The organism is Streptomyces sp. NPDC090025 (assembly GCF_044748125.1).
GTDB lineage: Bacteria > Actinomycetota > Actinomycetes > Streptomycetales > Streptomycetaceae > Streptomyces.
Map to the genome: position 1 here is coordinate 189,473 of NZ_JBIVFL010000014.1, position 23,464 is coordinate 212,936.

The window sequence follows — 23,464 nt, forward strand, 5'->3', positions numbered from 1 at the left end:
AGGGTCCCAGCATATTCCCGGCCCCGTACGGGACTTAAGCGCCCCCACGCGGGACCGGCCAGGGCCCCTCCCGGGGCCCCGGGCCCATGTCTAGCCCGCGAGCAACGTCCGCACCCGGGCGGCGGTGGCCGCGTCCCTGGCCGCGGTGAAGGGCAGCGCGTTGCCGCCGGTGATGCGGAACGGCTCGCCGTCCACGGTCACGTCCGCGCCGCCCGCCTCGGCGACGAGCAGCAGGCCCGCCGCGTGGTCCCAGGCGTACTCCCAGGAGAAGGCGACGGCGTCGAGCTCACCGCGGGCGATCGCCAGGTACTCCAGGCCCGCCGAGCCGCAGGGGCGCGGGGCGACACCCTCGGTGCGCAGGCCGAGCAGGGCGCGCTTCTGGTCGGGGGTGGTGTAGTCGGGGTGCGAGGTGGCGACCTCGAGGGTCGCGCCGGGGGCGGGCGCCCCCGACCGTATCGGCGCACCGTTCAGCGTGGCGCCGTGGCCGCGGACGGCGACGGCGAACTGGTCGAGCACCGGGGCGTAGGTCCAGGAGGCGAGGATCTCGCCGCGCAGCGCCAGGGCGACCAGGGTGCAGAAGCCGGCTTCGCCGCGGACGAACTGGCGGGTGCCGTCGACGGGGTCGACGATCCACACCGGGGCGTCGCCCCGCAGTGCCTCGTACACCGCCGGGTCGGCGTGCACGGCCTCCTCGCCGACCACCACGGAGCCGGGCAGCAGGGCGGTGAGGGAGGCGGTCAGATGGGCCTCGGCGGCGCGGTCGGCGACGGTGACGAGGTCGTGCGGCCCGTTCTTCTCGACGATCTGGTCGGCGTCGAGCTGCCGGAAGCGCGGCATGATCTCGACCGCGGCGGCCTTGCGGACCGCCTCCTCGACCTCGGTGGTGTTTCCGGCGAGGACATGGGCCAGGAAGTCGTCGATAGGGGTCACCCTCGGGCTAGGTCCGGTCACGGTTCGTTCGGTCATGCGTCCATCCCACCACACCCGTCTGACATCGCGGAGGCGCTGCGGCGACCTGTGGATAACCGGCGGACGACCCCGGGGCCACGCGTACCCTTTGATCACGTTCACCCGCAAACATCCAGGGAGCGCCGATGCACGGCGAGTACAAGGTTCCGGGCGGCAAGCTGGTCGTCGTCGACCTCGACGTGGCGGACGGCGTGCTGCGCCGGGTCCGCGTCGCGGGCGACTTCTTCCTCGAACCCGACGAGGCGATCCTGGCGATCGACCGGGCCCTCGAAGGTGCCCCCGCCGACACGGACGCCGCCGGTCTCGCGGCCCGCATCGACCAGGCGCTGCCGCCGGGCACCGAGATGTTCGGGCTGACCACGGAGGGCATCGGGGTCGCGGTCCGCCGCGCGCTCGCGCACGCCACGGACTGGACGGACTACGACTGGCAGCTGATCCACGAGGCCCCGCAGTCGCCCGCGCTGCACATGGCGCTCGACGAGGTGCTGACCGCCGAGGTGGCCGCCGGACGGCGGCCGCCGACGCTGCGGGTGTGGGAGTGGGGCTCCCCCGCCGTGGTCATCGGCAGCTTCCAGTCGCTGCGCAACGAGGTGGACCCGGCGGCGGCCGAGCGGCACGGCATCGAGGTGGTGCGCCGGATCAGCGGCGGCGGCGCCATGTTCATCGAGCCGGGCAACACCATCACGTACTCGCTGTCGGTGCCCGACGCCCTCGTGCAGGGCCTGTCGTTCACCGACAGCTACGCGTATCTCGACGACTGGGTGCTCGGGGCCCTCGGCGACATGGGGGTGAAAGCCTGGTACCAGCCGCTGAACGACATCGCCACGGACGCCGGGAAGATCGCCGGGGCGGCGCAGAAGCGGATGGTCGCGGGCGCGGGCGCGGTGCTGCACCACGTGACGATGGCGTACGACATCGACGCCGACAAGATGACCGAGGTGCTCCGCATCGGCCGCGAGAAGCTCTCCGACAAGGGCACGAAGAGCGCGAAGAAGCGCGTCGACCCGCTCCGCCGCCAGACCGGCCTCCCCCGGGAGGCCGTCATCGACCGCATGATCAGCTCCTTCCGCGGCCGTTACGGGCTGTCGGAGGGGCGGATCACGACGGAGGAGATGGCGCTGGCCGAGGAGCTGGCCGGGACCAAGTTCGCGACGGCGGAGTGGACGGCGCGGGTGCCGTAGGGGCCGTAAGGGCCGTAAGGGCCGTAAGGGCCCTACGGCCCCGGGTCCTGGGGGTCAGGCCGCCGACGGGGCGCGGGCGACGAGGACGAACTCGTTGTAGGGGAAGACCTTGCCGACCGAGCGGGCGAACGGGAACGAGTAGGAGCGCTCGACCGTCAGCCCGGCCTTCTCGGCCTGGACGCGCATCCCGTCGAAGTCGACGAAGCGGACGTGGGTGGCGTCGGTCTTGTACCCGGCCTCCTGCGGACAGATGAGGACGACCGAACCACCGGGCTTCACCAGCGGCAGGTACTCCTCCAGGACCGACTGCGCCAGCGTCTCGTCCATGTGCTCCAGGACGTGGGCGCACAGCAGGCTGTCGAAGGAGCCCGGCCCGCAGTCCGGGGCCTCGGACAGCTCGTCCGGGGTGTAGGCGGTGAGGCCGCGGTCCCGGCAGGTGGCCACCGAGGTGGGGTTGTGGTCGACGCCGACGCTGTCCGGTCCGCAGTTCAGCAGGTTCCGGCCGAGCCCGCACCCGACGTCCAGCACCCGGCCGAGCCCGAGCCGCTTCAGATTCCACCGGTAGGGGGCCTGAGTGGGCAGGAAGCGCTTGATCCCCGAGGTCTCCAGCCGGGCGAGGCGCTGGGTGTAGTCGGAGGATTCCGTGCCGGGCATCGACGACCGCCTTCTCTTGCGTTGTGTTGCGTGAAGGGGAAACGACACCGCGTGGAAACGGGTTACTGCTGGAGCGCACGACGGCTTCTCCGCGGTGAAGGCACGCGGAGACCGCTGTGGGCGCCGCGCCGCGCTTCCCGAAAGGCTATACCGGCGACGCCTCAAGCCGAAGGGATGCGGGAGAAGATCCGCCGGGGAAAATCCGGGTGAAGGGACGGTGGCTCAGGGCGGTGGCCCGGCCCGCCCGCCCGAGCGGTGCGCGGTACGGGCCGCCGCCGCGCGGGCGGCCCGCAGCACCGTGGACACCTCGCCGATCGTCGCTCCGGTCGCGAGCGCGGCGCGCATCGCGGGCAGACCGGCCCCGTCCGCCTCGGCTGCCCCGCGCAGCAGGCCGAGGGCGGCGTCGACCCGCTCGTGGCAGCGCCAGGCCCGCAGCTTCGCCAGCCGTTCGGCCTGTCGCAGCGCCGCCGGTGACGGGGGTTCGGGAGCCGCGGGAAGATCCAGCGGCCAGGACTCGGGGGCGGGCACGGAGCCGGGGGTGGCGAGCGAGATCCGGATGCCCTCCGCCGCGCCGAAGCGGACCACCCGGGCGATCAGCCGGTCCTCGTCCGCCCCGGCCCGTCCCGCGCTCCGCAGCAGCACCGAGCACCGCCGGATCGCCCGGCCCTGTTCCTCCTGCACCAGGTGGTAGAGGAGGAGCAGGGCGACGCCCGGTGTGTCGATCGTCAGCCGGGTGGAGACACCCCGCAGCGGGACCCCGCCGAAGAGGATCCGCATGTCGTCGATGGAGTCGACGGCCGTCCCCCCGATCCCCACCAGACCGCGCGCCCGCGGGGAATCGCTGTCGATGCCCATCCGGCTGGGCCAGTCGAAGGCGACCGACAGCTCGGCGGCGCCCCGAGCACCCCGCGCGTTCCGCCCGAGCCACGTGCTCCGCGCACTCCCCGCGCTCCGCCCGCTCCACGTGTTCCGCGTGACTGGTCTCATCCGATCACCTGTGTGTCCCTGGCGGTCCCTGGCGATGGTGCTCCGGGTCGTCGCGGTCGCGCGCGAGACCTGCCCGCTGAGCAACATCCGGCTTTTCGCCCGCCGCGTCCAGACGGCGGGCGGGGTCTCGCCGATTCCTGCCCGCCCCGGGTCCGGCGAACCAGGTCCGGCGAACCGGGACCGGCGGCCCTCCCCGCCCCGACACCCGTCCCCTTATTGCACATATATTGCAGTTGCAGTCTGCACGCAGAAGGAGAGAAGGCCGATGAGCGGACCAGTGGTGCTCGGGATCGAGTCGTCGTGCGACGAGACCGGCGCGGGGATCGTGCGGGACGGAAAGCGCCTCGCGCACGTCGTGGCGTCGAGCATGGACGAGCACGCACGCTACGGCGGCGTCGTGCCCGAGATCGCCGCCCGCGCGCACCTCCAGTCCTTCAACCCGGTCGTCCGCGAGGCACTCGGTCAGGCCGGGCTGCGGCTCGGCCAGATCGACGCGGTCGCCGTGACCACCGGACCCGGCCTGTCCGGCGCGCTCCAGGTCGGGCTGGCCGGGGCGAAGACCCTCGCGTACGCGGCCGGGGTGCCGCTGTACGGGGTGCACCACCTGGCCGGGCACGTCGCCGCCGACACCCTGGAGCACGGCCCGCTGCCCACCCCGTGCGTCGTCCTGATCGTCTCCGGCGGCCACACCTCCCTGCTGCTCGTCCGGGACCTGGTGCGCGAGCCGATCCTGCACCTCGGCGACACCCTCGACGACGCGGCCGGCGAATGCTTCGACAAGGTCGCCCGGATCCTCGGCCTCCCCTATCCGGGCGGGCCCGCGATCGACCGGGCGGCCCGGGACGGCGACCCGCGCGCCGTGGCCCTGCCGCGCCCGCTGACCCGGCCCGGGGACGACCCGTACGCCTTCTCCTTCTCCGGCCTGAAGACGGCCGCCGCCCGCTGGGTCGAGAAGCACCGTCTCCAGGGCGCCGAGGTGCCGGTGGCGGACGGCGCCGCCGCGCTCCAGGAGGCCGTCGCCGACGTGCTGAGCCGCAAGGCGCTCGCCGCCTGCGCCGCGTACGACGTGAAGACGCTGATCGTGGTCGGCGGGGTGGCCGCGAACTCCCGGGTCCGCGCCCTGACCGAGCAGCGGTGCGCGGCCGCCGGGGTCGAGCTGCGGGTGCCGCCGATGACCCTGTGCACGGACAACGGCGCCATGATCGCGGCCGTCGGCGACCTCCTCGTACGCGCCGGGGCCGAGCCCGCGCCGCTCGACGTCTCCATCGACCCGTCCGCGCCGCTGGAGTACGCCTCCCTGAACCCGGCGGCGGCGCCCCCGGTGCGGGCCGCCTGAGGCCCACAGGACCGGGCCGATCCGCCCCCGTCTCCCCCAGCGTCCTCCGACCGGAGAGTTGAGAACCTTGCGTACCGCCGAGATCCGCCAGCGCTTCCTGGACCACTTCGCCGCCCGCGGCCACACCGTCGTCCCCAGCGCGCCGCTGCCCACCCCCGACCCGACGCTGCTGTTCGTCAACGCCGGGATGGTGCCGTTCAAGCCGTACTTCACCGGCGAGGCCGCACCGCCCTGGGAGCGGGCGACCAGCGTGCAGAAGTGCGTGCGGACCCTGGACATCGAAGAGGTCGGCAGGACCACCCGGCACGGCTCGTTCTTCCAGATGAACGGCAACTTCTCGTTCGGGGACTACTTCAAGGAAGAAGCCATCGCCTTCGCCTGGGACCTGTCCACCAGGCCGCAGGCCGAGGGCGGCTACGGGCTCGACCCGGAGAAGATCTGGGTGACCGTCCACCACTCCGACACCGACGCCCGCGGCATCTGGCGCGAGGTCGCCGGGCTGCCCGACGCCCGGATCGTCGAGCGCGGCGACGAGGACAACTTCTGGTCCATGGGTGTGCCAGGACCCTGCGGCCCCTGCTCGGAGCTGTACTACGACCGGGGTCCGGCGCTCGGCCGCGAGGGCGGTCCCGCCGTCGACGAGGACCGGTACATGGAGTTCTGGAACCTCGTCTTCATGCAGTACGAGCGCGGGGCGGGCACCGGCAAGTCCGGCTACCCGATCCTCGGCGAGCTGCCCCGCCGCAACATCGACACCGGCATGGGTCTGGAGCGGATGGCCACCCTGCTCCAGGGCGTCGACAACCTGTACGAGATCGACGAGACCCGGCCGGTCCTGGACCGGGCCGCCGAGCTCGCGGGCGTACGGTACGGGGCCGACGCGACCGCCGACGTACGGCTCCGGGTCGTCGCCGACCACGTCCGCACCGCCCTGATGCTCCTCGCCGACGGCACCGCCCCCGGCAACGAGGGCCGCGGCTATGTGCTCCGCCGCATCCTGCGCCGCTCGGTGCGGGCCATGCGCCAGCTCGGCTTCCACGACCGCGCTCTGCCGGAGCTGCTGCCCGCCGCCCGCGACTGCATGGCCCCGTCCTACCCGGAGGTCGTCGCCTCCTTCGCCCGGATCTCCGACCAGGCGTACGGCGAGGAGGACGCCTTCCGCGCCACCCTCAAGCAGGGCACCACCGTCCTCGACACGGCCGTCGCCAAGGTCAAGGCGGACGGCGGGCGTTCGCTGCCGGGCGCGCAGGCGTTCCTGCTCCACGACACGTACGGCTTCCCCGTCGACCTCACCCTGGAGATGGCCGCCGAGCAGGGCGTCGAGGTCGACCGGGACGGCTTCACCGCGCTGATGAACGCCCAGCGCGAGCGGGCCCGCACCGACGCCAGGGCCCGCAAGTCCGGCGGTGCCACCGACACCGGCGCGCTGCGCGCCGTCCTGGACGCGCACGGGCCGACGGACTGGCGGGCCTGGGAGACGCTGACCACCGAGTCCCGCGTCCTCGCCCTGATCGGCGCGGCCGGGCCCGTACCGGTGGCGCGGACCGGCGACATCGTGTCCGTCGTCCTGGACCGCACCCCGTTCTACGCCGAGTCCGGCGGCCAGGACAGCGACGCCGGTCTGCTGTCCGCCGCCTCGGCGGAGGCCGAGGTCATCGACGTGCAGCGGCCGCTGCCCGGTCTCGTCGTCCACCAGGTGCGGATCACCGCGGGCGAACTGGCCGCCGACGACACGGTCCACGCGGCCGTCGACGCCGAGTGGCGGCTCGGCGCCCGGCAGGCCCACTCCGGCACCCACGTCCTGCACGCCGCGCTCCGCGAGATCCTCGGCCCCACCGCCCTGCAGTCCGGCTCCTACAACCGGCCCGGCCACCTGCGGCTCGACTTCCCGTGGCGCGGCGCGCTCGGCCCGGCGGTCCGCTCGGAGGTCGAGGAGGCCGCCAACCGCGCGCTGCGCCGCGACCTGCCGGTCGGGGTGCGCTGGATGACGCTGCCGGAGGCCAAGGAGCTCGGCGCGCTGGCGCTGTTCGACGAGACGTACGGCGAGAAGGTCCGGGTCGTCGAGATCGGCGGCGCCTGGTCGCGCGAGCTGTGCGGTGGCACCCATGTCGAGCACGCTTCGCAGATCGGCACCGTGGCCCTGACCTCGGAGTCGTCCGTCGGCGCCGGGATGCGGCGGCTTGAGGCCGCCGTCGGCATCGAGGGCTTCGGCTATCTGGCCCGGGAGCGCGACCTGGTGGCCCGGATCGCCGAGCAGCTCGGCGCGCCGCGCGCCGAACTCCCCGAGAAGATCACCGGTCTTCTGGACCGGCTGAAGGCCGCCGACCGGGAGAACGCCCGGCTCAGGCAGCGGGCGACCACCGCCCGGGCCGCCGAGCTCGCCGGGCGGGCCGTCGACGCGGCCGGTGTCCAGGTCGTCACCGCCACCGCCGAGGGCGGCGCGGACGAGGCGCGGGCGCTGGCCGGCGCCGTCCGCGACCGGCTCCCGGCTGGCGTGCCCGGCGCGGTCGGCGTCGGCACGGCGGCGGGTGTGGTCGTCGTCGCCCTGAACAAGGCCGCCCACGCGGTGGGCCTGGACGCGGCCGCGCTGGTCAAGCGGCTGCTCGGCGGTCGCGGCGGCGGCTCGGCCGAGCTGGCCCAGGGCGGCGGGCTGGCCGCCGAGCGGGTCGAGGGCACGCTCGCGAAGCTGCCCCGGGTGATCGGCGAGCGCTAGCGGTCCTGGGCCGCCGCCCGTTCGGGCGGCGGCCCAGGACCCGCGTCGGCTCAGTCCTGCGGCAGGCGCGGGGTGCGCGGCGGCTCGGTGCGCCGGTCGCCGGTGCGCTCGAAGGCGGCCGCGAGGGTCAGCAGGGCGTTGTCGTCGTACGCGCGGCCCGCGAAGGTCAGTCCGACGGGCATCCCGATGTCCGCCATGGTGCCCATGGGCACGGTCACGGTCGGGATGCCGAGGTGGCGCGGGACCAGGTTGCCGTTGGCGACCCAGACGCCGTTGCGCCAGCCGAGGTCGGCGGAGGCCACGTCGACGTCCATGTCCGCGGGGCCGACGTCGGCGACGGCGGGGAAGACCACCGCGGCCAGGCCGAGGTCGTCCATCCACTGCTCCAGGTCGACCCGGCGGGTCTCCTCAAGGCCGCGCAGGCCCTGCTCCAGGAGCGGCATGGCGTCGAGGGAGGCGTACGGGCGCTCGCGCACGAAGCGCGGGTAGTCGCCGATGGTGTCGTCGAAGCCCTCGTACCGGTCGGGCAGCTCGCCCTGCTGCTTGGGCCAGATCCGGCCGCTGTCGACGTCGGCGAGGCTCGCGAGCGCCGGGTCGCCGTTGGCGCGCAGGAAGTCGTCCCAGGCCCAGGCGGACAGGTCCTCGATCTCGAAGGTGAGGAAGTCACGGCCGACCAGGCCGCGGGTGAAGAGCGAGGGCGCGCCGGGCCGGTCGGACTCGTAGTTGGTGACGACGGGGAAGTCGACCTCGACGACCTCGGCCCCGGCGGCCTCCAGGTCGCGGCGCGCGGCCTCCCACAGGGTGATGACGGAGGGCCGGGTGTCGACCCGCTGTCCGGTCTGGCCGCCGATGCCGCCGTCGGGGTTCGTCCCGGCCTCGGGGTCGGCGTTGATGTACATCCGGGGTACGCCGACGCGCTTCCCCGCGAGCGCGGCGCGGGCGGCGTCGGCGTCGGCGGGTGCGAGGGCCGGGTAGGAGGCGGGGCGCACCCGGGAGGCGGCGGGCAGCTCCAGCCAGGGCTGGGCGCGCCACAGGTCGCCGCGGGTGTCCGGGTCGTCGGCGACCACGACGTCGAGGAGTTCGAGCAGGTCGGCCATGGTGCGGGTGTGCGGGACGACGACGTCCATGGTCGGCACGAGCGGCCAGTTGCCGCGCACCGAGATCACGCCGCGGCTGGGGGTGTAGGCGCACAGCGCGTTGTTGGAGGCGGGGGCGCGGCCGGAGGACCAGGTCTCCTCGCCGAGGCCGAACGCGCCGAAGGAGGCGGCGGTGGCCGTGCCGGAGCCGTTGGAGGAGCCCGAGCCGTACGCGCTGGTGAGCCAGTCGGCGTTGTAGGGGCTCTCGGCCCGCCCGTACACCCCGCGCTGCATGCCGCCGTTGGCCATCGGCGGCATGTTGGTGAGGCCGATGAGGACGGCGCCGGCCGCGCGCAGCCGCTCGATGGCGAAGGCGTCGCGCTGGGCGACGAGGTGCTCGAAGGCCGGGGAGCCGGAGGCGGCGGTGAGCCCTTCGGCGAGGTAGCTGTCCTTGGCGGTGTACGGGATGCCGTCGAGCGGTCCGAGGCTCTCGCCGCGGGCCCGGCGGGCGTCGGACGCCGCCGCCTCGGCGCGGGCCTTCGGGTTCATCACGACCAGCGCGTTGAGCGCGGTGGCGGTGCCGGGCCGGTCGTACGCCTCGATCCGGGCGAGGTAGGCGTCGAGCAGCCCGACCGCGGTCGTCCCGCCGTTCTCCAGCGCGGCGCGCAGATCGGCGATACAGGTCTCCACGACATCGAATGCGCGCGTCATGGGGGTGCCTCCTGTGGGTGGGTGGGGCAGGCGGGCCCGCTGGCCGTCGGGGCGGCCGCGCACAGCCGGCCGGCACACTCCCCATCACCTAACTAGATTTTCAGTCTAGAGTAGAGGTCTAATCCTGGGAACCCCCCGCAGCGCGCGGAACCTAGACTGGGGAACTGGATCTCCGGACCTGGAAGTGAGCCGATGCCGACCATCGACCGGAAGCGCCAGCCGAGCGGCGACGAGGCGCGGGGCCGGGCCATGCGGGCCGCCATCAGCGTCATCGCCGAGAAGGGCACGGCGGGCCTGCGGATGTCGGACATCGCCGAGCGGGCCGGGATGAGCACCGGGCACATCCTCTACCACTTCGGCAAGAAGGACCGGCTGCTGCTCGAAGTGCTCGCCTGGAGCCAGGCCGACCTCTGGGCCCGTTTCCAGGAGGCCGTCGACCTGGCGGCCTCCCCCGCCGAGAAGCTCGACGTGTTCGTCCGCTTCTACCTGCCGAGCGGCCAGGGCGACGAACGCTACGCGCTGTGGACCCAGGTCCTGGCCCAGCAGCACCACGACGAGGCGGGGCGGCGCATCCTCACCGGGCTCCTCGACGGCTGGGACGAGCGCCTGGACGCCATCCTCCGCGAGGGCCGCGACCTCGGACAGTTCGCGGACGTGGAGCTGCCCGAGTTCACCATCCGGGCGGTGGCCATGCTGAGCGGCCTGGCCGAGGACGTGATGTTCGGCCGCGCCCGCTGGCAGCACGCCTCCGCGCACGCCTTCGCCCTCGCCGCCCTCACCCGCGAACTGCGCCCGGCCGGCCGGGCCTGATCCGCCACCGGGACCGGGCCGCCACCGGGCCGGGCCCGAGCGGCGTTCGGGGCTCAGGCGGTGTTCAAGGCGGAGGTCGGGTCCAGGCGCGCGGCCCGGACCGCCGGGTAGAGACCGGCGAGCGCCCCGATCAGCAGGGTCGCGGCGAGACCACCGGCCAGCGACCAGGGCGGGACGACCGGGGTCCAGCCCTGGACGACCGCGAAGCCGTACGTGGCCGCCGCCCCGAGCGCCGCTCCCACGAGCCCGCCGAGCGCGGAGAGCAGCAGCGACTCGGTGAGGAACTGCAGCCGGACGGCGCCCCGGGTGGCGCCGAGCGCGCGGCGCAGGCCGATCTCCTGGCGGCGCTCCAGGACCGAGATGACCATGGTGTTGGCGACCCCGACCCCGCCGACGAGCAGCGCGACGGCGCCGAGCCCGAGCATCAGGGCGGTCAGCCCCTCGTCGGTCGCGGCCTTCGCGGCCAGCGCGTCGGAGGGCCGGGAGACCTTGACCGTCTCCCCCGCGCCCGGATTGACCGTACGGGCGAGGACGGCGCGGACCTCCTCCACGGAGGCGTCGGTGGAGCGCTCGAAGACGGTGGTGGGATGGCCGTCGAAGCCGAAGTACGTCTCGGCGGCGGGGAATCCGACCATCGCCACCCGGTCCAGGGTGGGCACCAGCTCGATCGGTTCGAGGATGCCGACGACCACCACGTACCGGTCGTTCATCATGATCTTGTCGCCGGGGCGGGTGATGCCCAGGCGTTCGGCGGCGACGGCGCCGAGCACCGTGACCGGCAGCCGCTCGCGGGGCCCGTCCAGCCACATCCCCTGCGCCACTTCGGCGTTGAGGGCGGCGAGCAGGTCGGGGCGGGCGGCCTGGGTGGTGACGCCCGCCGTGCGCTCCTCGGGGACGACGTCGCTGCGGCGGATCCGGGCGTCGACGTTCGCGGTGGCGGTGGCGTGCCGGACCGGCCCGATGCGCTCCACCATGGCCACCGCGCTCTTCGGCAGCTTCACCTCCTGGCCGAGGCTGTCCTTGCCCGCCTCGGCGGTGAGCAGATTGGTGCCGAGCCGGTCGAGCCGGCTCATCAGGTCGGCGCGGCTGGAGGTGGAGAGCCCGACGACGGCGACCATGGTGGCGATGCCGATCGCGATGCCGAGCGCCGAGAGCACCACCCGGGCGCGGCGGGCGCGCAGGCCGACCGCGCCGACGCCGAGGATGTCGCGGGGCGTGAGGCGGGCCGGGCGGAGCGGGGCGGGGGTGGTCGTGAGGGCGGGGGTGGTCGTGCGGGCGGGGGCCGGGGTCATGGCGTCACCTGCGGGGGTACGGGGGTCACGGCTGGCGCGGGGGCCGCGCCGGAACCGGAACCGGAACCGGATCCGGAGTCGGAACAGAAGCCGGAACCGGAACCGAAGCCGGAACCGGAGTCGGCGACGATCGCGCCGTCGCGGAACCGGACCCGGCGGGGCAGTGAGGCCGCGATCTCGTTGTCGTGGGTGATGACACAGATCGTGGTGCCGGAGGCGTGGAGTTCATGGAGCAGGCCCATCACGATCTCGCCGGACGCGGTGTCGAGTGCGCCGGTGGGTTCGTCGGCGAGCAGCAGATCCGGTTCGCCGACCAGCGCGCGGGCGATCGCGACGCGCTGCTTCTCGCCGCCGGAGAGCGCGTGCGGCCGGTGGTCGAGCCGGTGCCCGAGCCGCACCCGCTCCAGGGCGGCGCGCGCCCGGGCCCGGCGTTCCTTGCGCCCGACGCCCGCGTAGAGCAGACCGTCGGCCACGTTGTCGACGGCGTCCCGGCCGGGGGAAAGATGGAAGTGCTGGAAGACGAAGCCGATGTGGCGGGCGCGGAGCGCGGACAGTTGCGCGTCGGAGAGCGCGCCGACGTCGTGCCCGGCGACCCGGACCGTGCCGCTGGTGGGCCGGTCCAGGGTGCCGATCACGTTGAGCATGGTCGACTTGCCGGAGCCCGACGGGCCGACGATGGCGAGGAGTTCACCCGCGCCGACGGTCAGGTCGACCTCGCGCAGGGCCCGTACGCCACCGGGGTAGACCTTGCCCGCGCCGATCAGCTCGACGACGGGGCCGGGGGCGGGGGCGGGGGCGGGATTCCGGGTGCGCAGCGGCTCGCGGATGGTGGTCATGAGCCCGCCACCCCCACCCGCAGGCCCTCGCGCAGCTCGGGTCCGCTGACCTCGATCTTCCCGTCGGCGGTCATCCCGGTGTCGATCCGCACCATCCGGGTGGTGGCGCCCTGGACCAACTGGAGCCCGTAGCCGCCCTTCTCGCCGCGCAGCGCGACGACCGCCTCGACCGGGACGGTGAGGACGCCCTTGCGGGCCTCGCTGACGAAGGTGACGCTGGCCGTCGCCGTACCGTCCTCGCCACGGGCGGCGGTACGGCCCGCGTCCAGGGTGACCTCGACGGTGATCCCGTTGTCGGCGCCCGCGCCCGGGGTGCCGCCGTCGCCCGTCCCGCCGCCGGACGAGGTGGGCCGGACGGTGCCGGTGACCTTGCCGGGCTCGGTCCGTCCGCTGGGCAGCGCGACCTGGACCCTGGTGCCCTTCGCGGTGAGCGCGGCGTCGGTCTGGTCGAGCTGGGCCCGGACGACCGGATCGGTGGAGGCGACGGTGAGCACCGCCCGGTCGGGGCCGACCTGGTCGGCGAGCGCGGCGTCCGCCGCCACGACCCGGACGCGGCCGGGCTGGAAGACCACGTCGCCCTTGCCGACCCGGCCGGTCGTCTCGCGGTTGAGGGTCTTCTGCCAGCGTTTGACGGCGGCCTCGGTGTCCCGGTCGAAGCGGGGATCGACGTACATCCCGGCCCCGAAGCCCAGGTCCCGCAGGTTGCGCTCCAGTTGGAGCACGTCCGAGCCCCGGTCGCCGACCTTCATCTCGCGGAACATCGGCACCTGCCCGTAGAGCAGGGTGACGGGCTTGTCGTTCAGCTCGTAGAGCAGCTGCCCCTGGGTGACGGTGCCGCCCACCCGCGCGGCGACGGTGACCGTGCCCTCGACGGCGGACTTGACCGTACGGCGCCCGGCGAAGTCGAGATGGCCGTCGACGGTCTTGCTGCGGACCAGGTCGGTCCTGGTGATCTCGGCGGTGGCGGGCGGCAGGCCGGCGTCCCGGCCCCCGTCGGCCGCGGTGCCGTCGCCGCCGAGCGCGACGACCCCGGCACCGACGGCCGCGGCGACGACGACCGCGCCGCCCGCGACGAGCAGGGAACGGCGCCTCACTGCATACCGTCCAGGCCGTCGAGGAGCTTGTCCTTGCACGCCTGACGGGCCTGCTTGTACGCGGGCGACTTCGAGTCGAAGGACGGGTCCACCGGGTTGGGGTCGCCGCCGGGCTGCACCAGGCCGCCGGACATGGTGGGGTTCTGGAAGCGGGAGACACCGTGCTCCCGCATGCAGGTGGCGTGCGCGAGCATCGACTCGTACTGCGCCTGGGTGTCCCGCTTCGGCTCCTGCCGCATCGCCTCGGACATCTCCGCGCCGCAGACCGCGTTCTTGCCGCCCTTGGAGACCTCGGGGTACCGCGCGGACAGTTCGTCGATCTTCGTCCAGTCGAGGTAGCCGCTCAGCTTGGGGTCGGGGAACTCCTTGACCCCGCCCTTGCCCCGCATGCACCGCACGTACGTCACCTGGGCGTCGTAGAAGGCGCTCTTGCCCGCGGAGCCGGTGGACCGGGCGGGGGCGGGGGCCGAGCTCGACGGGCCGCCCGCCGACGGCGCGTCCGGCGCGTCCGGCACCGAGGCGACATGCTCCCGCGCGCCGCCGCCCGCGCCGTCGCTCCCGCCTCCGCAGGCGGCGACGAGGAGGAGGACGGGGACGGCCACGACGGCGGCGAACCGCGGCCGGGCGAAGCGCCGGGCGGTGCGCCGAGCGGTGCGGCGAGCGGTGCGTGAGGGGGTCTGGATGCTCATGGCCGTCACGCTCCACCGGCCACGTGATGGTCCGTCCATGACCACATGATGAGCACGTAACAATGCGCCCGGTCCGCCGAAAAGCCCCCCTGACGTGCACCGACACCCCGCTCCGCCCGCACATAATCGATGCCATGCCGCACGTGATGCTCATCGAGGACGACGACTCCGTACGCGACGGAATGGAACTGGTGCTGCGCCGCCACGGCTACGGGGTGGACGCGGTCGCGACCGGCGAGGAGGCCCTCGCCCTGCTCGCGGGACCCGGTGGCGCCGCCGTCGAACTCGTCGTGCTCGACCTGATGCTGCCCGGCCTCGACGGCTTCGAGGTCTGCCGCCGCATCCGGTCCAGGACCGCCGTGCTGCCCGTCATCATGCTCACCGCGCGCGGCGACGACTCCGACATCGTCGAGGGCCTGGCGGCGGGGGCCGACGACTACGTCGTCAAACCGGTCACCGCGCCCGTCCTCGAAGCCCGCATCAAGGCGGCCCTGCGCCGCGCCGACCCCTCCGGCGCCGCCGAAGGACGGTCCGGGAGCCCGCGCCCGGACCGGCACGGGGACCCGTACGGGGATACGTGCACGGACCGGTACGGGGATCTGCTCGTCGACCGGGCCGCGCTCACCGTCACCAAGCACGGCGTCACGATCGCCCTGCCGCCGACCGAACTGCGGCTGCTCCTGGAGCTGTCCGCGTCGCCCGGCCGGGTGCTCAGCCGCGAGCAACTGCTCCAGTCGGTCTGGGAGCACGACTTCCTCGGCGACTCCCGCCTGGTCGACGCCGGGGTGGCCCGGCTCCGGGCGAAGATCGAGGACGTGCCCGCCCGGCCGCGCTATGTGCAGACCGTGCGCGGCTTCGGCTACCGCTTCGGGCCGCTGTGACCCGGCGCGCGGAGAGAGGCCGGGCGACGGGGGCCGGGGCGGCGGAGCCCGGGACCGGGTCGCCGCGGCCTGGATCCGGGTCGCGGCGGCCTGGGACCGGCGCGCGACCGCTGCCGCACCGCGGCGGCCTGCGCACCCGGCTCGTGGTCACCTTCGTCCTGGTGGCCCTGGTCAGCGCCGTGACCTCGACGGCCCTCGCGTACCGGGAGGCGCGCACGGCGGTGCTCAAACGCGCCCAGGACGCCTTCGAGTCCGATCTGCGCACCCGGGTCGGGGCGCTCGCGCCCGACGTCGACGTGCCGCCGGACGAGCAGAGCCTCGCGACGCTCGCCGACGCGGTGTCCGCCGGGCTCGGCGGCCGGCCGCTGGTCGTGACCCGCTACCGCGATCTCAAGGCCGCGTCCGAGCCGACCCCCGACGATCCCCGCATCACCCCCGAACTGCGCACGGCCGTACGGACCGGGGCGCGCGCCCGCTTCCAGCGGGTGTCCGAGGGCGGTGAGCCGTATCTCGCCGTCGGCATCCCGGTCACCTTCGCCGACGGCCGGTCCTCCGGCCTGGAGGTGTACGCCGTGACCTCGCTGCGCGCCGAACAGGACGACACCGCCGCCCTGTTGCAGGCCGTACGGAACGGGATCATCCCGGTGGTCGTGCTCGCCGCGGTGCTCGCCCTGCTCGCCGCCCGTACCGTCCTGCGCCCCGTGCGCGACCTCGGCCGGGCCACCCGGCGGCTCGCCGAGGGCGATCTCGGCAGTCGGGTCGCGGTCACCGGCCACGACGAACTCGCCGGTCTGGCACGGGACTTCAACGACACCGCCGACGCGCTCGAACGGTCGGTCGCGGAGCTGCGCGAGGAGGAGGCGAAGGCCCGGCGGTTCGTCGCGGACGTCTCGCATGAACTGCGCACCCCGCTCGCGGCGATGACGATGGTGACCACCGTGCTCGACGAGGAGGCCGACGCGTTGCCGGACGACGCGGCCCAGGCGGCCCGTACGGTCGGCGCGGAGACGGCACGGCTGGTCCGGCTCGTCGACGACCTGATGGAGATGTCCCGATTCGACGCCGGTGCGGCCCGGCTCGCGCTCGCCGAGACCGATCTGGCCGAGACGGTACGGGCGGGCCTGGCGCTGCGCGGCTGGACCGACCGGGTGGTGGTCCGGCTCGCCCCGGGGGTACGGCTGCCGGTGGACCGGCGCCGGATCGACGTGGTCGTCGCCAACCTCGTCGGCAACGCACTGCGACACGGCGCGCCGCCGGTGACGGTGACCCTGACGCCGGGCGACGCGGCCGACCCGTACGTCACGGTGGAGGTCACGGACGCCGGTCCCGGGCTCACCGCCGACGCGCTGCGCCATGTCTTCGACCGCTTCTACAAGGCGGACGCGGCCCGCGGCCGGTCCGAGGGCAGCGGCCTCGGCATGGCGATCGCCCTGGAGAACGCCCGGCTGCACGGCGGCACCCTGCGGGCGGCCAACCGGACCGAAGGCCCCGGCGCCGTCTTCACCCTCCGCCTCCCCCACGCCTCCGACTCCGACTCGGCCCCCGCCCCCGCCCCCGACTCCGACTCCGACTCCGACTCCGACTCCGACTCCGACGAGGAGAACCCCCGATGAGCCGACGCGCGAACCAGCCGACCGCCGTGCCCGCCCTCGCTCTCGCCCTCGCCGTGACCTCGGCGCTGACCGTGGTCCTGGCGGGCTGCGGGGTACGGCCGACCGGCGTGGTGACGGGCGGCGAACCGGCCACCGGGCTCACCGACGCGCTGCGCGTCTACTACGTCCACGGAACCCGGCTGCAGGGCGTCTCCCGGCCGGACACCCCGATCACCGAAGCCGCCGGCGCCATGAAACTGCTCGCCGCGGGACCCACCCGGGCGGAGGCGGACCGGGGCCTGGTGAACCTCGTCGAGATCGGCTCGTACGAGGTCACCGGCGAAGGCACCCGGGTCACGCTGCGCGCCAGGGGCAGCTCCTTCGGCACCGACCGCGCCCGGCTCTCCAACGGCCAGCTGGTCTGCACCCTTGCCCGCGCCCAGTCCTTCCTCCACCAGGACCGGGGCATCCGCACCGACGACGTCCAGGTCACCCTGGACGGCGACGACGGCCGCCTCGGCCCGTACCGCTGCTCGCAGTTCCTGACCGGCTGACCGGGCGGTCCCGGAGCGGTCGGCGTGGCGGTGGAGGCGGCGGAGGCTGCCCGTGGGCGGGTGCCCCCGCCGCGATCCCACGATGCGGGCGAGTGCCCGCCCCGAAGCGGGGTAGCCGCCCGCATGCCGGGCGAGGGCGGGGATGTCGTTCCCTTCCGTCGCTCCCCTCCCTCCCCGGTCCTCCGGTAGCGGCTTCCGCCGCGCGGGCCGAGGCTGGGATGACCGCGCGCGATGACGACCCAGCGCGCCGACGACGAAAGGCGGAGTGATGACCGAGAGCCGACCCGCGACGACGACCGACTCCGGCGCCCCGGTCGAGAGCGACGAGCATGCGCTGACCGTGGGGCCCGGCGGCCCGATCCTGCTCCAGGACGCGTATCTGATCGAACAGATGGCGCAGTTCAACCGGGAGCGCATCCCGGAGCGCCAGCCGCACGCCAAGGGCAGCGGGGCGTTCGGCCGCTTCGAGGTCACCCATGACGTGAGCGCCTACACCAGGGCCGCGCTGTTCCAGCCGGGGACCCGGACGGATCTCGTCGCCCGGTTCTCGACCGTCGCGGGCGAGCGCGGCAGCCCGGACACCTGGCGCGACCCGCGCGGCTTCGCGGTGAAGTTCTACACGTCCGAAGGCAATTACGACATGGTCGGCAACAACACCCCGGTGTTCTTCATCAAGGACCCGATGAAATTCCAGCATTTCATCCGCTCCCAGAAGCGCCGGGCCGACAGCAATCTGCGCGACCACGACATGCAGTGGGATTTCTGGACCCTCTCCCCCGAGTCCGCGCACCAGGTCACCTGGCTGATGGGCGACCGGGGCATCCCCAGGACCTGGCGCCATATGAACGGCTACACCTCGCACACGTACATGTGGATCAACGCCTCCGGTGCGCGGTTCTGGGTGAAGTACCACTTCAAGACCGACCAGGGCATCGAATTCCTCACCCAGGCGGAGGCCGACCATCTTGCCGGGACCGATGCCGACTACCACGTGCGGGATCTGTTCGAACACATCCGGGACGGCGACTTCCCCTCCTGGACGCTGCATGTGCAGGTCATGCCGTACGAGGAGGCGGCCGGATACCGGTTCAATCCGTTCGACCTGACGAAGGTGTGGCCGCACGGCGACTACCCGCTCATCCCGGTGGGGCGGATGACGCTGGACCGCAACCCCACCGACAACCACGCCGAGATCGAGCAGGCGGCGTTCCAGCCGAACAACTTCGTCCCCGGCATCGGTCCGAGCCCGGACCGGATGCTGCTCGGCCGGCTGTTCTCGTACGCGGACGCCCACCGGGCCCGGATCGGCACCAACTACCAGCAGCTGCCGGTGAACGCGCCGGTCGTCGACGTCCACACGTACTCGAAGGACGGGGCGATGGCGTACCGGAAGACCGCTGATCCGGTGTACGCGCCGAACTCCAAGGGCGGACCGGCCGCCGATCCCGAACGGTTCGGGGTGCCGCCGAGCTGGACCGCCGACGGCGAGATCACCCGGGCGGCGTACGTCTCGCACCCGCAGGACGACGACTGGGGGCAGCCCGGCACCCTGGTCCGCGAGGTTCTCGACGACGCGGCCCGCGACCGGCTGGTGGGCAATGTGGTGGGCCATCTCCTGGACGGCGTGAGCGACCCGGTCCTGGAGCGCGCCTTCGCCTACTGGAGCAACATCGACAAGGGTGTCGGCGAGCGCATCGCAGAGGGCGTCCGCGCGGCGAAGGCATGACGGAGTCCGCCGCCTTCTCCGCCTTCTCCGACGCGCTCGACGTCCCGATGTACGTGGTCACGGCCGCGTCAGGCGGGCGGCGGGCGGGCTGTCTGGTCGGCTTCGCCTCGCAGTGCTCGATCGACCCGCCCCGGTTCGTGGTGTGGCTGTCGACCGCCAACCACACCTACCGCCTCGCCCGCACGGCCGAACACCTCACCGTGCATCTGCTGCGCCGCGGGGACCGGGCGACGGCCGAGCTGTTCGGCGGTGAGACGGGCGACCGGGTGGACAAGTTCGCCCGGGTCGCCTGGCGCGCCGGGGAGGGCGGCAGCCCGGTCCTGACGGAGCTGCCCACCTGGTTCACCGGCCGGATCGAGGCACAGGTGGAGGGCGGCGACCACGTGGGCTTCCTGCTCGCCCCGCTGACGACGGGCCGTCCCCCGCTCTCCCCGGCGCCCCCGCCGCTGCGCTACGAGGACGTACGGGACCTCGACGCCGGACACCCGGCCTGAGGCGCCGGCCGGGGGACCGGGCACCCGGTCCGGGCGCAGGCCGCGTCGCCGCCGTGCCGCGCTACCGGCCCCGTCGCTGGTCGGCCAGTCGCCGGACCAGTCGCGCGCACTCAGCGGCCAGACCGGTGCCGACGGCCAGGGCGATCGTCACCGCCGCCGCCTGGGCGAGACCCGCCATGCCGGTGGTCGTCCGCCCGGCGGCGAGCGCGGTGAGAGCGGTGTACAGCGCCGCTCCCGGCAGCAAGGGGGCGATGCCGGGCGCGATGACCGCGTTGGCACCGACGCCTGTCCACCGCACGGCCAGTTGGGCTGCGGCACCGATGGCGACGGCGACGAGGCCCGTGGCCGTCAGGGTGGACACGCCCAGGTGCCGCAGCTCGGCGAGGAGGACGAAACCCGCGAGCGAGAGCAGCCCCACGACCGGCAGATGACGGTACGGCACACGCACCCGGACACAGACCGCGAGGCCGAAGACCACGGCGCCGACGGCGGTCCAGCCCAGCTGGTGTGCTGTCGGGGGCGCCACCGACACCGGGACCGTCAGCCCGGCCGCGCGCCCGGCGCCGAGCACCAGGAGCACCCCCGCCACCACGGCGGCGAAACCGAGGAACGCCTCGCTGAACCGGCCGAGCGCGGTCAGATGGTGCCCGGTCAGGGCGTCGCGCACGGCCCGGACGAAGACGACACTGGGCAGCAGTCCGAGGACGCCGGCGACCAGGACCGCCTGGCAGGTCGTCGGCGTGGCGATGCGGCTGACCGCGAGGGCGGCCACGGCGGCGGGGGCCGCGGCCACGGCCGTCCGGTAGAACACCGGTACGCCGTACCGGCCGAGCCAGCAGGACCAGTGGCTGCCGAGAAGCCCGGCGAGGGCCGCGCAGACCACGGCGAGCAGGCCGCCTCCGTAGGTGAGGCAGGCCGCCCCGGCCACCGCCGCGCTCTGCAGGGGGAGGCGCCAGCGGGCCCGGAGGTCCGAGGGTTCGGGTGCGTCGAGCACGCGCGCCGCCCGCTCCCTGGCCTCCTCGAGGGAGAGCTCGCGCGCACTGATCCGGTCGACGACGCGCTCGATCTCCTCCAGTCTGCGGAAGTCGATGAGCTGGCGGCGGACGAGGCGGGAGGCGCACACCGGGCGCACCTCGCCCGGTGGATATCCCGACAGGCTCATCGCGGCGACGGTGACGACGGGCTCGCAGTAGCTGAGCCCGTAGACCTCGGCGGTGACCGTCATCGCCGCGACCGCCTCGTCGGCCGTCGCACCGTGGACCAGCAGCCCTTCCCCCAGCCGCAGCGCGAGGTCCACCGCCCGCACACCGGTGGCGCAGGGGCCCTGGCTGCCGTCGTCCTGGAGCAGTTCGCCCGCGTGCCCGTAGGCACTGGCGCGCTGCACGCCCCGCAGCCGCGGGAGCGCCTGCTCCAGCCAGGGGCGGCTGGGCACGGCCCGTTCGCGTGGGGGGTCGGCGGGGTGACGGGGCATGTCGACGTCCTGTACGGGAGGTGTGGGGTCGTACCGAGCGCATCCTTGAGGGACGAATGTTGAATTCCGGTAGATATCGACCGTAGATCGCGCTCGCGAATGGAATCCAGGGACGAATGTCACCTCTCCGATCCGTGCCGTGCCCCGGGGGCCCTCGCGAGACCGATGGCTGAGCCCAGGGACGGCCACCGCCTCCGGTACCGGGAGTGGTCCGGCGCGGTGTTCCGGGGGACCGGGCTGCCCCTGCTGGCCGTCGCGCTGGTCACGTTCTTCGACATCACCACCGGCAGCGGTGTGGTGATCACCGGTGCCATGGTCATCGCCCCCGCCCTGGCCGTCGCGAGCTGCGACTGGCGGGGGACGCTCCTCGTCGCCCTCACGGGCGGCGCCGCCGTCCTCGCGCTCGCCCCCTTCGACGGACTGCTCCACGGCCCGGGGCGGCAGTACCTCGCCACCCAGCTGATCGCCTACGGGGCCGCGGCGGCGTGCTCCGTCGTCATCACCTGGTACCGCAGGCGCGAGAAGGCGACGCTGACCAGTGTCAGCGCCGTCGCCACGACCACCCGCGACGCCGTGCTGCGGCCGCTTCCCCCGGTCGTGGGCTTCCTGCGCAACGCCTCCGTGTATCTTCCCGCCGGTGTCGACGGTCTGGTCGGCGGCGACTTCTACGATCTCCAGCCGACCGCCGACGGTGGCGTCCGGGTCATGGTCGGTGACGTCCAGGGCAAGGGGCTCGGCGCGGTCGCGACGGCGGCCTCCCTCCTCGGCACCTTCCGCGAGACCGGCTACCACACGAAGGACCTGGACACCCTGGCCCGGCATCTGGAGACCCGGATGCACCGCCACCACGAGTACGCGAGCCGGGCGGGCACCGGTGACGCGGACCGCTTCGCCACGTCCGTGCTCGTCGACTTCCCGCCGGACCGGACGGCGGGCTACGCCGATCTCGTCCTGCTCGGCCACGAGGCACCACTGATCGTGTCGCCGGACGGCACCGTCCGCGAGCCGGAGGTCCTCGATCCCGGACTCCCCCTGGGGCTCAACGACCTGGCGGGCGGGCCGCCCCCGGCGACCAGGGTGCGCCTCGCCCCCGGTGACACGCTGCTCCTCACCACCGACGGCGTCACGGAGGCCCGCCCGCCGGACAGTCTCCACTTCTTCCCGCTGCGCGACTTCGTCACCCGCGCCGTCACCCGCGACCCGGCCGCCGTCGCTCCCGACCGTCTGGTCCCCTTGGTCGAAGGAGGCGTGCTCGCCCACTGTCAGGGCCGGCTCACCGACGACCTCACCATTTTCGCCGTACAGGCATGCTGACCTGTCGGCCCGCCCCACCGCCCCTCGCCCTGTCGCCCCCTCGCCCCGCTCCTCCCGTCAGCTCGCGCCCCTCGGGATGAACGCCAGCGTGTCCCATCAAAGGATGATCTTCCGGGGCTGCTGCCCGGCGACGAGCTCCCGGACGGCGCACGGGGCCTGTCGGCCGACGCCACGGTCTGGCAGGTCGCCTTCACCCTGCGGGTCCCGGCCTCGGCGCGCCCCGGTGAGACGCTCGCCGGCGGCCGGTCCACCGTCACCGTCACCGTCACCGACGACGTGACCGGCGCGACGCACAGCGACGACTTCCGGCGCACCGTCGCCGCGGGCCCGTCGCCCGGCCCGACGGACTCCCCCGCGCCCGCCCCGGGCCGGACGACCACGGGGGCGACCACGGGCACGGCATCCTCCCGGACACCGGAGGGAACCGGAAGCCGTGGCTGGGCGCGCGGCTGGCCCTGGTCCTCCGGCTGACCCGCACCGGAGCGTCGTCCCGGCCCCCCGTCGGTGCGCCGCTTACGGTGGCCCGATGTGGCACGACATGATGACGGTCGGCGTCCCGTACGCCGAGAAGGCGGCCCGTACGATCCTCGTGTACGTCGCCCTGCTGATCCTGCTGCGGCTCGTCGGCAAGCGGGGTCTTGCCCAGCTCAACACCTTCGACCTGGTCGTCATGCTGCTGCTTTCGAACGTGGTGCAGAACGCCATCATCGGTGACGACAACTCCGTCAGCGGCGCCCTGTTCGGCGCCGTGGTGCTGATGTCCCTGGACTGGGTGCTGGTGCGGTGGGCCGCGCGGTTCGACTGGTTCTACCGGCTGACCGAGGGCAGTCCCACCGTGCTCGCGAAGGACGGCGTGTACGACGAGCGCGCGGCCCGCCGCGAGGGTGTGCGGCGTGGTGACGTGGACACCGCCGTGCGGACCCAGGGCGGTGACGGGATCGACGAGACGGCGATGATCGTCCTCGAACCCAGCGGGGCGCTCGTGGTCCGGCTCAAGCCGGGCGACCAGGTAGCGGACAAGAAGGACATGGTCGCCCTGCGGCGGCAGCTGAGCGAGATCCGCGCGGAGCTGCGGCGCTGAGCG

At 73.9% G+C, this 23,464-nt stretch carries 20 protein-coding genes; 11 read left to right on the forward strand and 9 right to left on the reverse strand.

The features are described from left to right. Positions 1 to 90: 90 nt before the first annotated feature. On the reverse strand, positions 91 to 966 hold the full coding sequence (locus tag ACIPXM_RS28070; RefSeq protein WP_401660854.1) for an inositol monophosphatase family protein: 876 nt from the start codon (positions 964 to 966) through the stop codon (positions 91 to 93). A 128-nt stretch (positions 967 to 1,094) separates the two neighbouring features. Here ACIPXM_RS28070 and ACIPXM_RS28075 point away from each other — a divergent pair, with 128 nt between their 5' ends. Then, positions 1,095 to 2,150, forward strand: coding sequence for a biotin/lipoate A/B protein ligase family protein (locus ACIPXM_RS28075; protein WP_401660857.1), 1,056 nt, complete (start codon positions 1,095 to 1,097; stop codon positions 2,148 to 2,150). A 54-nt stretch (positions 2,151 to 2,204) separates the two neighbouring features. On the opposite strand, the gene ACIPXM_RS28080 is transcribed toward ACIPXM_RS28075, so the two are convergent. Both ACIPXM_RS28080 and ACIPXM_RS28085 read right to left on the reverse strand, forming a co-directional pair. Then, positions 2,205 to 2,804 (reverse strand): class I SAM-dependent methyltransferase, encoded by a 600-nt coding sequence (locus ACIPXM_RS28080; RefSeq protein ID WP_401660860.1) that lies wholly within the window; start codon positions 2,802 to 2,804, stop codon positions 2,205 to 2,207. Positions 2,805 to 3,026: 222 nt separating this feature from the next. After that, a complete protein-coding gene (locus tag ACIPXM_RS28085; protein ID WP_401660862.1) occupies positions 3,027 to 3,791 on the reverse strand; it encodes a methylmalonyl-CoA mutase family protein in 765 nt (254 codons plus the stop codon). 265 nt (positions 3,792 to 4,056) lie between these two features. Between ACIPXM_RS28085 and tsaD the strand changes: the two genes are divergently transcribed. Both tsaD and alaS read left to right on the forward strand, forming a co-directional pair. Further along, positions 4,057 to 5,127, forward strand: coding sequence for a tRNA (adenosine(37)-N6)-threonylcarbamoyltransferase complex transferase subunit TsaD (gene tsaD, locus ACIPXM_RS28090; protein ID WP_401660865.1), 1,071 nt, complete (start codon positions 4,057 to 4,059; stop codon positions 5,125 to 5,127). A gap of 67 nt (positions 5,128 to 5,194) precedes the next feature. Beyond that, a complete protein-coding gene (gene alaS, locus ACIPXM_RS28095) occupies positions 5,195 to 7,840 on the forward strand; it encodes an alanine--tRNA ligase (RefSeq protein WP_401660868.1) in 2,646 nt (881 codons plus the stop codon). Positions 7,841 to 7,890: 50 nt separating this feature from the next. Here the strand turns inward: alaS and ACIPXM_RS28100 are convergent, their stop codons facing one another. After that, the gene (locus ACIPXM_RS28100; protein WP_401660871.1) at positions 7,891 to 9,627 is read right to left on the reverse strand and encodes an amidase; all 1,737 of its coding nucleotides are present in this window, start codon (positions 9,625 to 9,627) and stop codon (positions 7,891 to 7,893) included. A 192-nt stretch (positions 9,628 to 9,819) separates the two neighbouring features. On the opposite strand from ACIPXM_RS28100, the gene ACIPXM_RS28105 reads away from it, so the two are divergent. After that, the gene (locus tag ACIPXM_RS28105) at positions 9,820 to 10,437 is read left to right on the forward strand and encodes a TetR/AcrR family transcriptional regulator (RefSeq protein ID WP_401660873.1); all 618 of its coding nucleotides are present in this window, start codon (positions 9,820 to 9,822) and stop codon (positions 10,435 to 10,437) included. A gap of 53 nt (positions 10,438 to 10,490) precedes the next feature. On the opposite strand, the gene ACIPXM_RS28110 is transcribed toward ACIPXM_RS28105, so the two are convergent. Genes ACIPXM_RS28110 through ACIPXM_RS28125 form a run of 4 tightly spaced genes read right to left on the reverse strand, consistent with a single transcriptional unit; the run spans position 10,491 to position 14,348 of the window. Further along, positions 10,491 to 11,729 (reverse strand): ABC transporter permease, encoded by a 1,239-nt coding sequence (locus ACIPXM_RS28110; protein WP_401660876.1) that lies wholly within the window; start codon positions 11,727 to 11,729, stop codon positions 10,491 to 10,493. Then, entirely contained in the window at positions 11,726 to 12,565 is an 840-nt protein-coding gene (locus tag ACIPXM_RS28115) for an ABC transporter ATP-binding protein (RefSeq protein WP_401660878.1), read from the reverse strand. Before ACIPXM_RS28115 ends, ACIPXM_RS28110 begins: the two co-directional genes overlap by 4 nt. Next, a complete protein-coding gene (locus tag ACIPXM_RS28120) occupies positions 12,562 to 13,659 on the reverse strand; it encodes a peptidoglycan-binding protein (protein ID WP_401660881.1) in 1,098 nt (365 codons plus the stop codon). Before ACIPXM_RS28120 ends, ACIPXM_RS28115 begins: the two co-directional genes overlap by 4 nt. Beyond that, entirely contained in the window at positions 13,656 to 14,348 is a 693-nt protein-coding gene (locus ACIPXM_RS28125) for a hypothetical protein (protein WP_401660884.1), read from the reverse strand. The genes ACIPXM_RS28120 and ACIPXM_RS28125 overlap by 4 nt, the downstream gene beginning before the upstream one ends. A 134-nt stretch (positions 14,349 to 14,482) precedes the next feature. On the opposite strand from ACIPXM_RS28125, the gene ACIPXM_RS28130 reads away from it, so the two are divergent. From ACIPXM_RS28130 to ACIPXM_RS28150, 5 genes are all read left to right on the forward strand, one after another. After that, positions 14,483 to 15,229 (forward strand): response regulator transcription factor, encoded by a 747-nt coding sequence (locus ACIPXM_RS28130; protein ID WP_401660887.1) that lies wholly within the window; start codon positions 14,483 to 14,485, stop codon positions 15,227 to 15,229. Positions 15,230 to 15,372: 143 nt separating this feature from the next. Continuing rightward, a complete protein-coding gene (locus tag ACIPXM_RS28135) occupies positions 15,373 to 16,842 on the forward strand; it encodes an ATP-binding protein (protein ID WP_401660890.1) in 1,470 nt (489 codons plus the stop codon). Continuing rightward, a complete protein-coding gene (locus tag ACIPXM_RS28140) occupies positions 16,839 to 17,375 on the forward strand; it encodes a hypothetical protein (protein WP_401660893.1) in 537 nt (178 codons plus the stop codon). Before ACIPXM_RS28135 ends, ACIPXM_RS28140 begins: the two co-directional genes overlap by 4 nt. A gap of 268 nt (positions 17,376 to 17,643) precedes the next feature. Continuing rightward, positions 17,644 to 19,101: a catalase gene (locus ACIPXM_RS28145; RefSeq protein WP_401660896.1), complete on the forward strand. Its 1,458-nt coding sequence runs from the start codon at positions 17,644 to 17,646 to the stop codon at positions 19,099 to 19,101. Continuing rightward, on the forward strand, positions 19,098 to 19,595 hold the full coding sequence (locus ACIPXM_RS28150) for a flavin reductase family protein (protein WP_401660899.1): 498 nt from the start codon (positions 19,098 to 19,100) through the stop codon (positions 19,593 to 19,595). Before ACIPXM_RS28145 ends, ACIPXM_RS28150 begins: the two co-directional genes overlap by 4 nt. Before the next feature lie 61 nt (positions 19,596 to 19,656). Here the strand turns inward: ACIPXM_RS28150 and ACIPXM_RS28155 are convergent, their stop codons facing one another. Continuing rightward, positions 19,657 to 21,066: a threonine/serine exporter ThrE family protein gene (locus ACIPXM_RS28155; protein ID WP_401660901.1), complete on the reverse strand. Its 1,410-nt coding sequence runs from the start codon at positions 21,064 to 21,066 to the stop codon at positions 19,657 to 19,659. A gap of 165 nt (positions 21,067 to 21,231) precedes the next feature. Between ACIPXM_RS28155 and ACIPXM_RS28160 the strand changes: the two genes are divergently transcribed. Both ACIPXM_RS28160 and ACIPXM_RS28165 read left to right on the forward strand, forming a co-directional pair. Continuing rightward, positions 21,232 to 22,380 carry a PP2C family protein-serine/threonine phosphatase gene (locus ACIPXM_RS28160; RefSeq protein WP_401660904.1) on the forward strand — a complete coding sequence of 383 codons (1,149 nt, stop codon included), beginning with the start codon at positions 21,232 to 21,234 and terminating at the stop codon, positions 22,378 to 22,380. A gap of 526 nt (positions 22,381 to 22,906) precedes the next feature. After that, the gene (locus tag ACIPXM_RS28165) at positions 22,907 to 23,461 is read left to right on the forward strand and encodes a DUF421 domain-containing protein (protein WP_401660907.1); all 555 of its coding nucleotides are present in this window, start codon (positions 22,907 to 22,909) and stop codon (positions 23,459 to 23,461) included. Positions 23,462 to 23,464: the final 3 nt, after the last annotated feature.

Coding starts and splice junctions, on each gene's coding strand:
- ACIPXM_RS28070 (WP_401660854.1), bottom strand. CDS start 966: ATGACCGAACGAACCGTGACCGGACCTAGCCCGAGGGTGACCCCTATC.
- ACIPXM_RS28075 (WP_401660857.1), top strand. CDS start 1,095: ATGCACGGCGAGTACAAGGTTCCGGGCGGCAAGCTGGTCGTCGTCGAC.
- ACIPXM_RS28080 (WP_401660860.1), bottom strand. CDS start 2,804: ATGCCCGGCACGGAATCCTCCGACTACACCCAGCGCCTCGCCCGGCTG.
- ACIPXM_RS28085 (WP_401660862.1), bottom strand. CDS start 3,791: ATGAGACCAGTCACGCGGAACACGTGGAGCGGGCGGAGCGCGGGGAGT.
- tsaD (WP_401660865.1), top strand. CDS start 4,057: ATGAGCGGACCAGTGGTGCTCGGGATCGAGTCGTCGTGCGACGAGACC.
- ACIPXM_RS28100 (WP_401660871.1), bottom strand. CDS start 9,627: ATGACGCGCGCATTCGATGTCGTGGAGACCTGTATCGCCGATCTGCGC.
- ACIPXM_RS28105 (WP_401660873.1), top strand. CDS start 9,820: ATGCCGACCATCGACCGGAAGCGCCAGCCGAGCGGCGACGAGGCGCGG.
- ACIPXM_RS28110 (WP_401660876.1), bottom strand. CDS start 11,729: ATGACCCCGGCCCCCGCCCGCACGACCACCCCCGCCCTCACGACCACC.
- ACIPXM_RS28115 (WP_401660878.1), bottom strand. CDS start 12,565: ATGACCACCATCCGCGAGCCGCTGCGCACCCGGAATCCCGCCCCCGCC.
- ACIPXM_RS28125 (WP_401660884.1), bottom strand. CDS start 14,348: ATGAGCATCCAGACCCCCTCACGCACCGCTCGCCGCACCGCTCGGCGC.
- ACIPXM_RS28130 (WP_401660887.1), top strand. CDS start 14,483: ATGCCGCACGTGATGCTCATCGAGGACGACGACTCCGTACGCGACGGA.
- ACIPXM_RS28140 (WP_401660893.1), top strand. CDS start 16,839: ATGAGCCGACGCGCGAACCAGCCGACCGCCGTGCCCGCCCTCGCTCTC.
- ACIPXM_RS28145 (WP_401660896.1), top strand. CDS start 17,644: ATGACCGAGAGCCGACCCGCGACGACGACCGACTCCGGCGCCCCGGTC.
- ACIPXM_RS28150 (WP_401660899.1), top strand. CDS start 19,098: ATGACGGAGTCCGCCGCCTTCTCCGCCTTCTCCGACGCGCTCGACGTC.
- ACIPXM_RS28155 (WP_401660901.1), bottom strand. CDS start 21,066: ATGCCCCGTCACCCCGCCGACCCCCCACGCGAACGGGCCGTGCCCAGC.
- ACIPXM_RS28160 (WP_401660904.1), top strand. CDS start 21,232: ATGGCTGAGCCCAGGGACGGCCACCGCCTCCGGTACCGGGAGTGGTCC.
- ACIPXM_RS28165 (WP_401660907.1), top strand. CDS start 22,907: ATGTGGCACGACATGATGACGGTCGGCGTCCCGTACGCCGAGAAGGCG.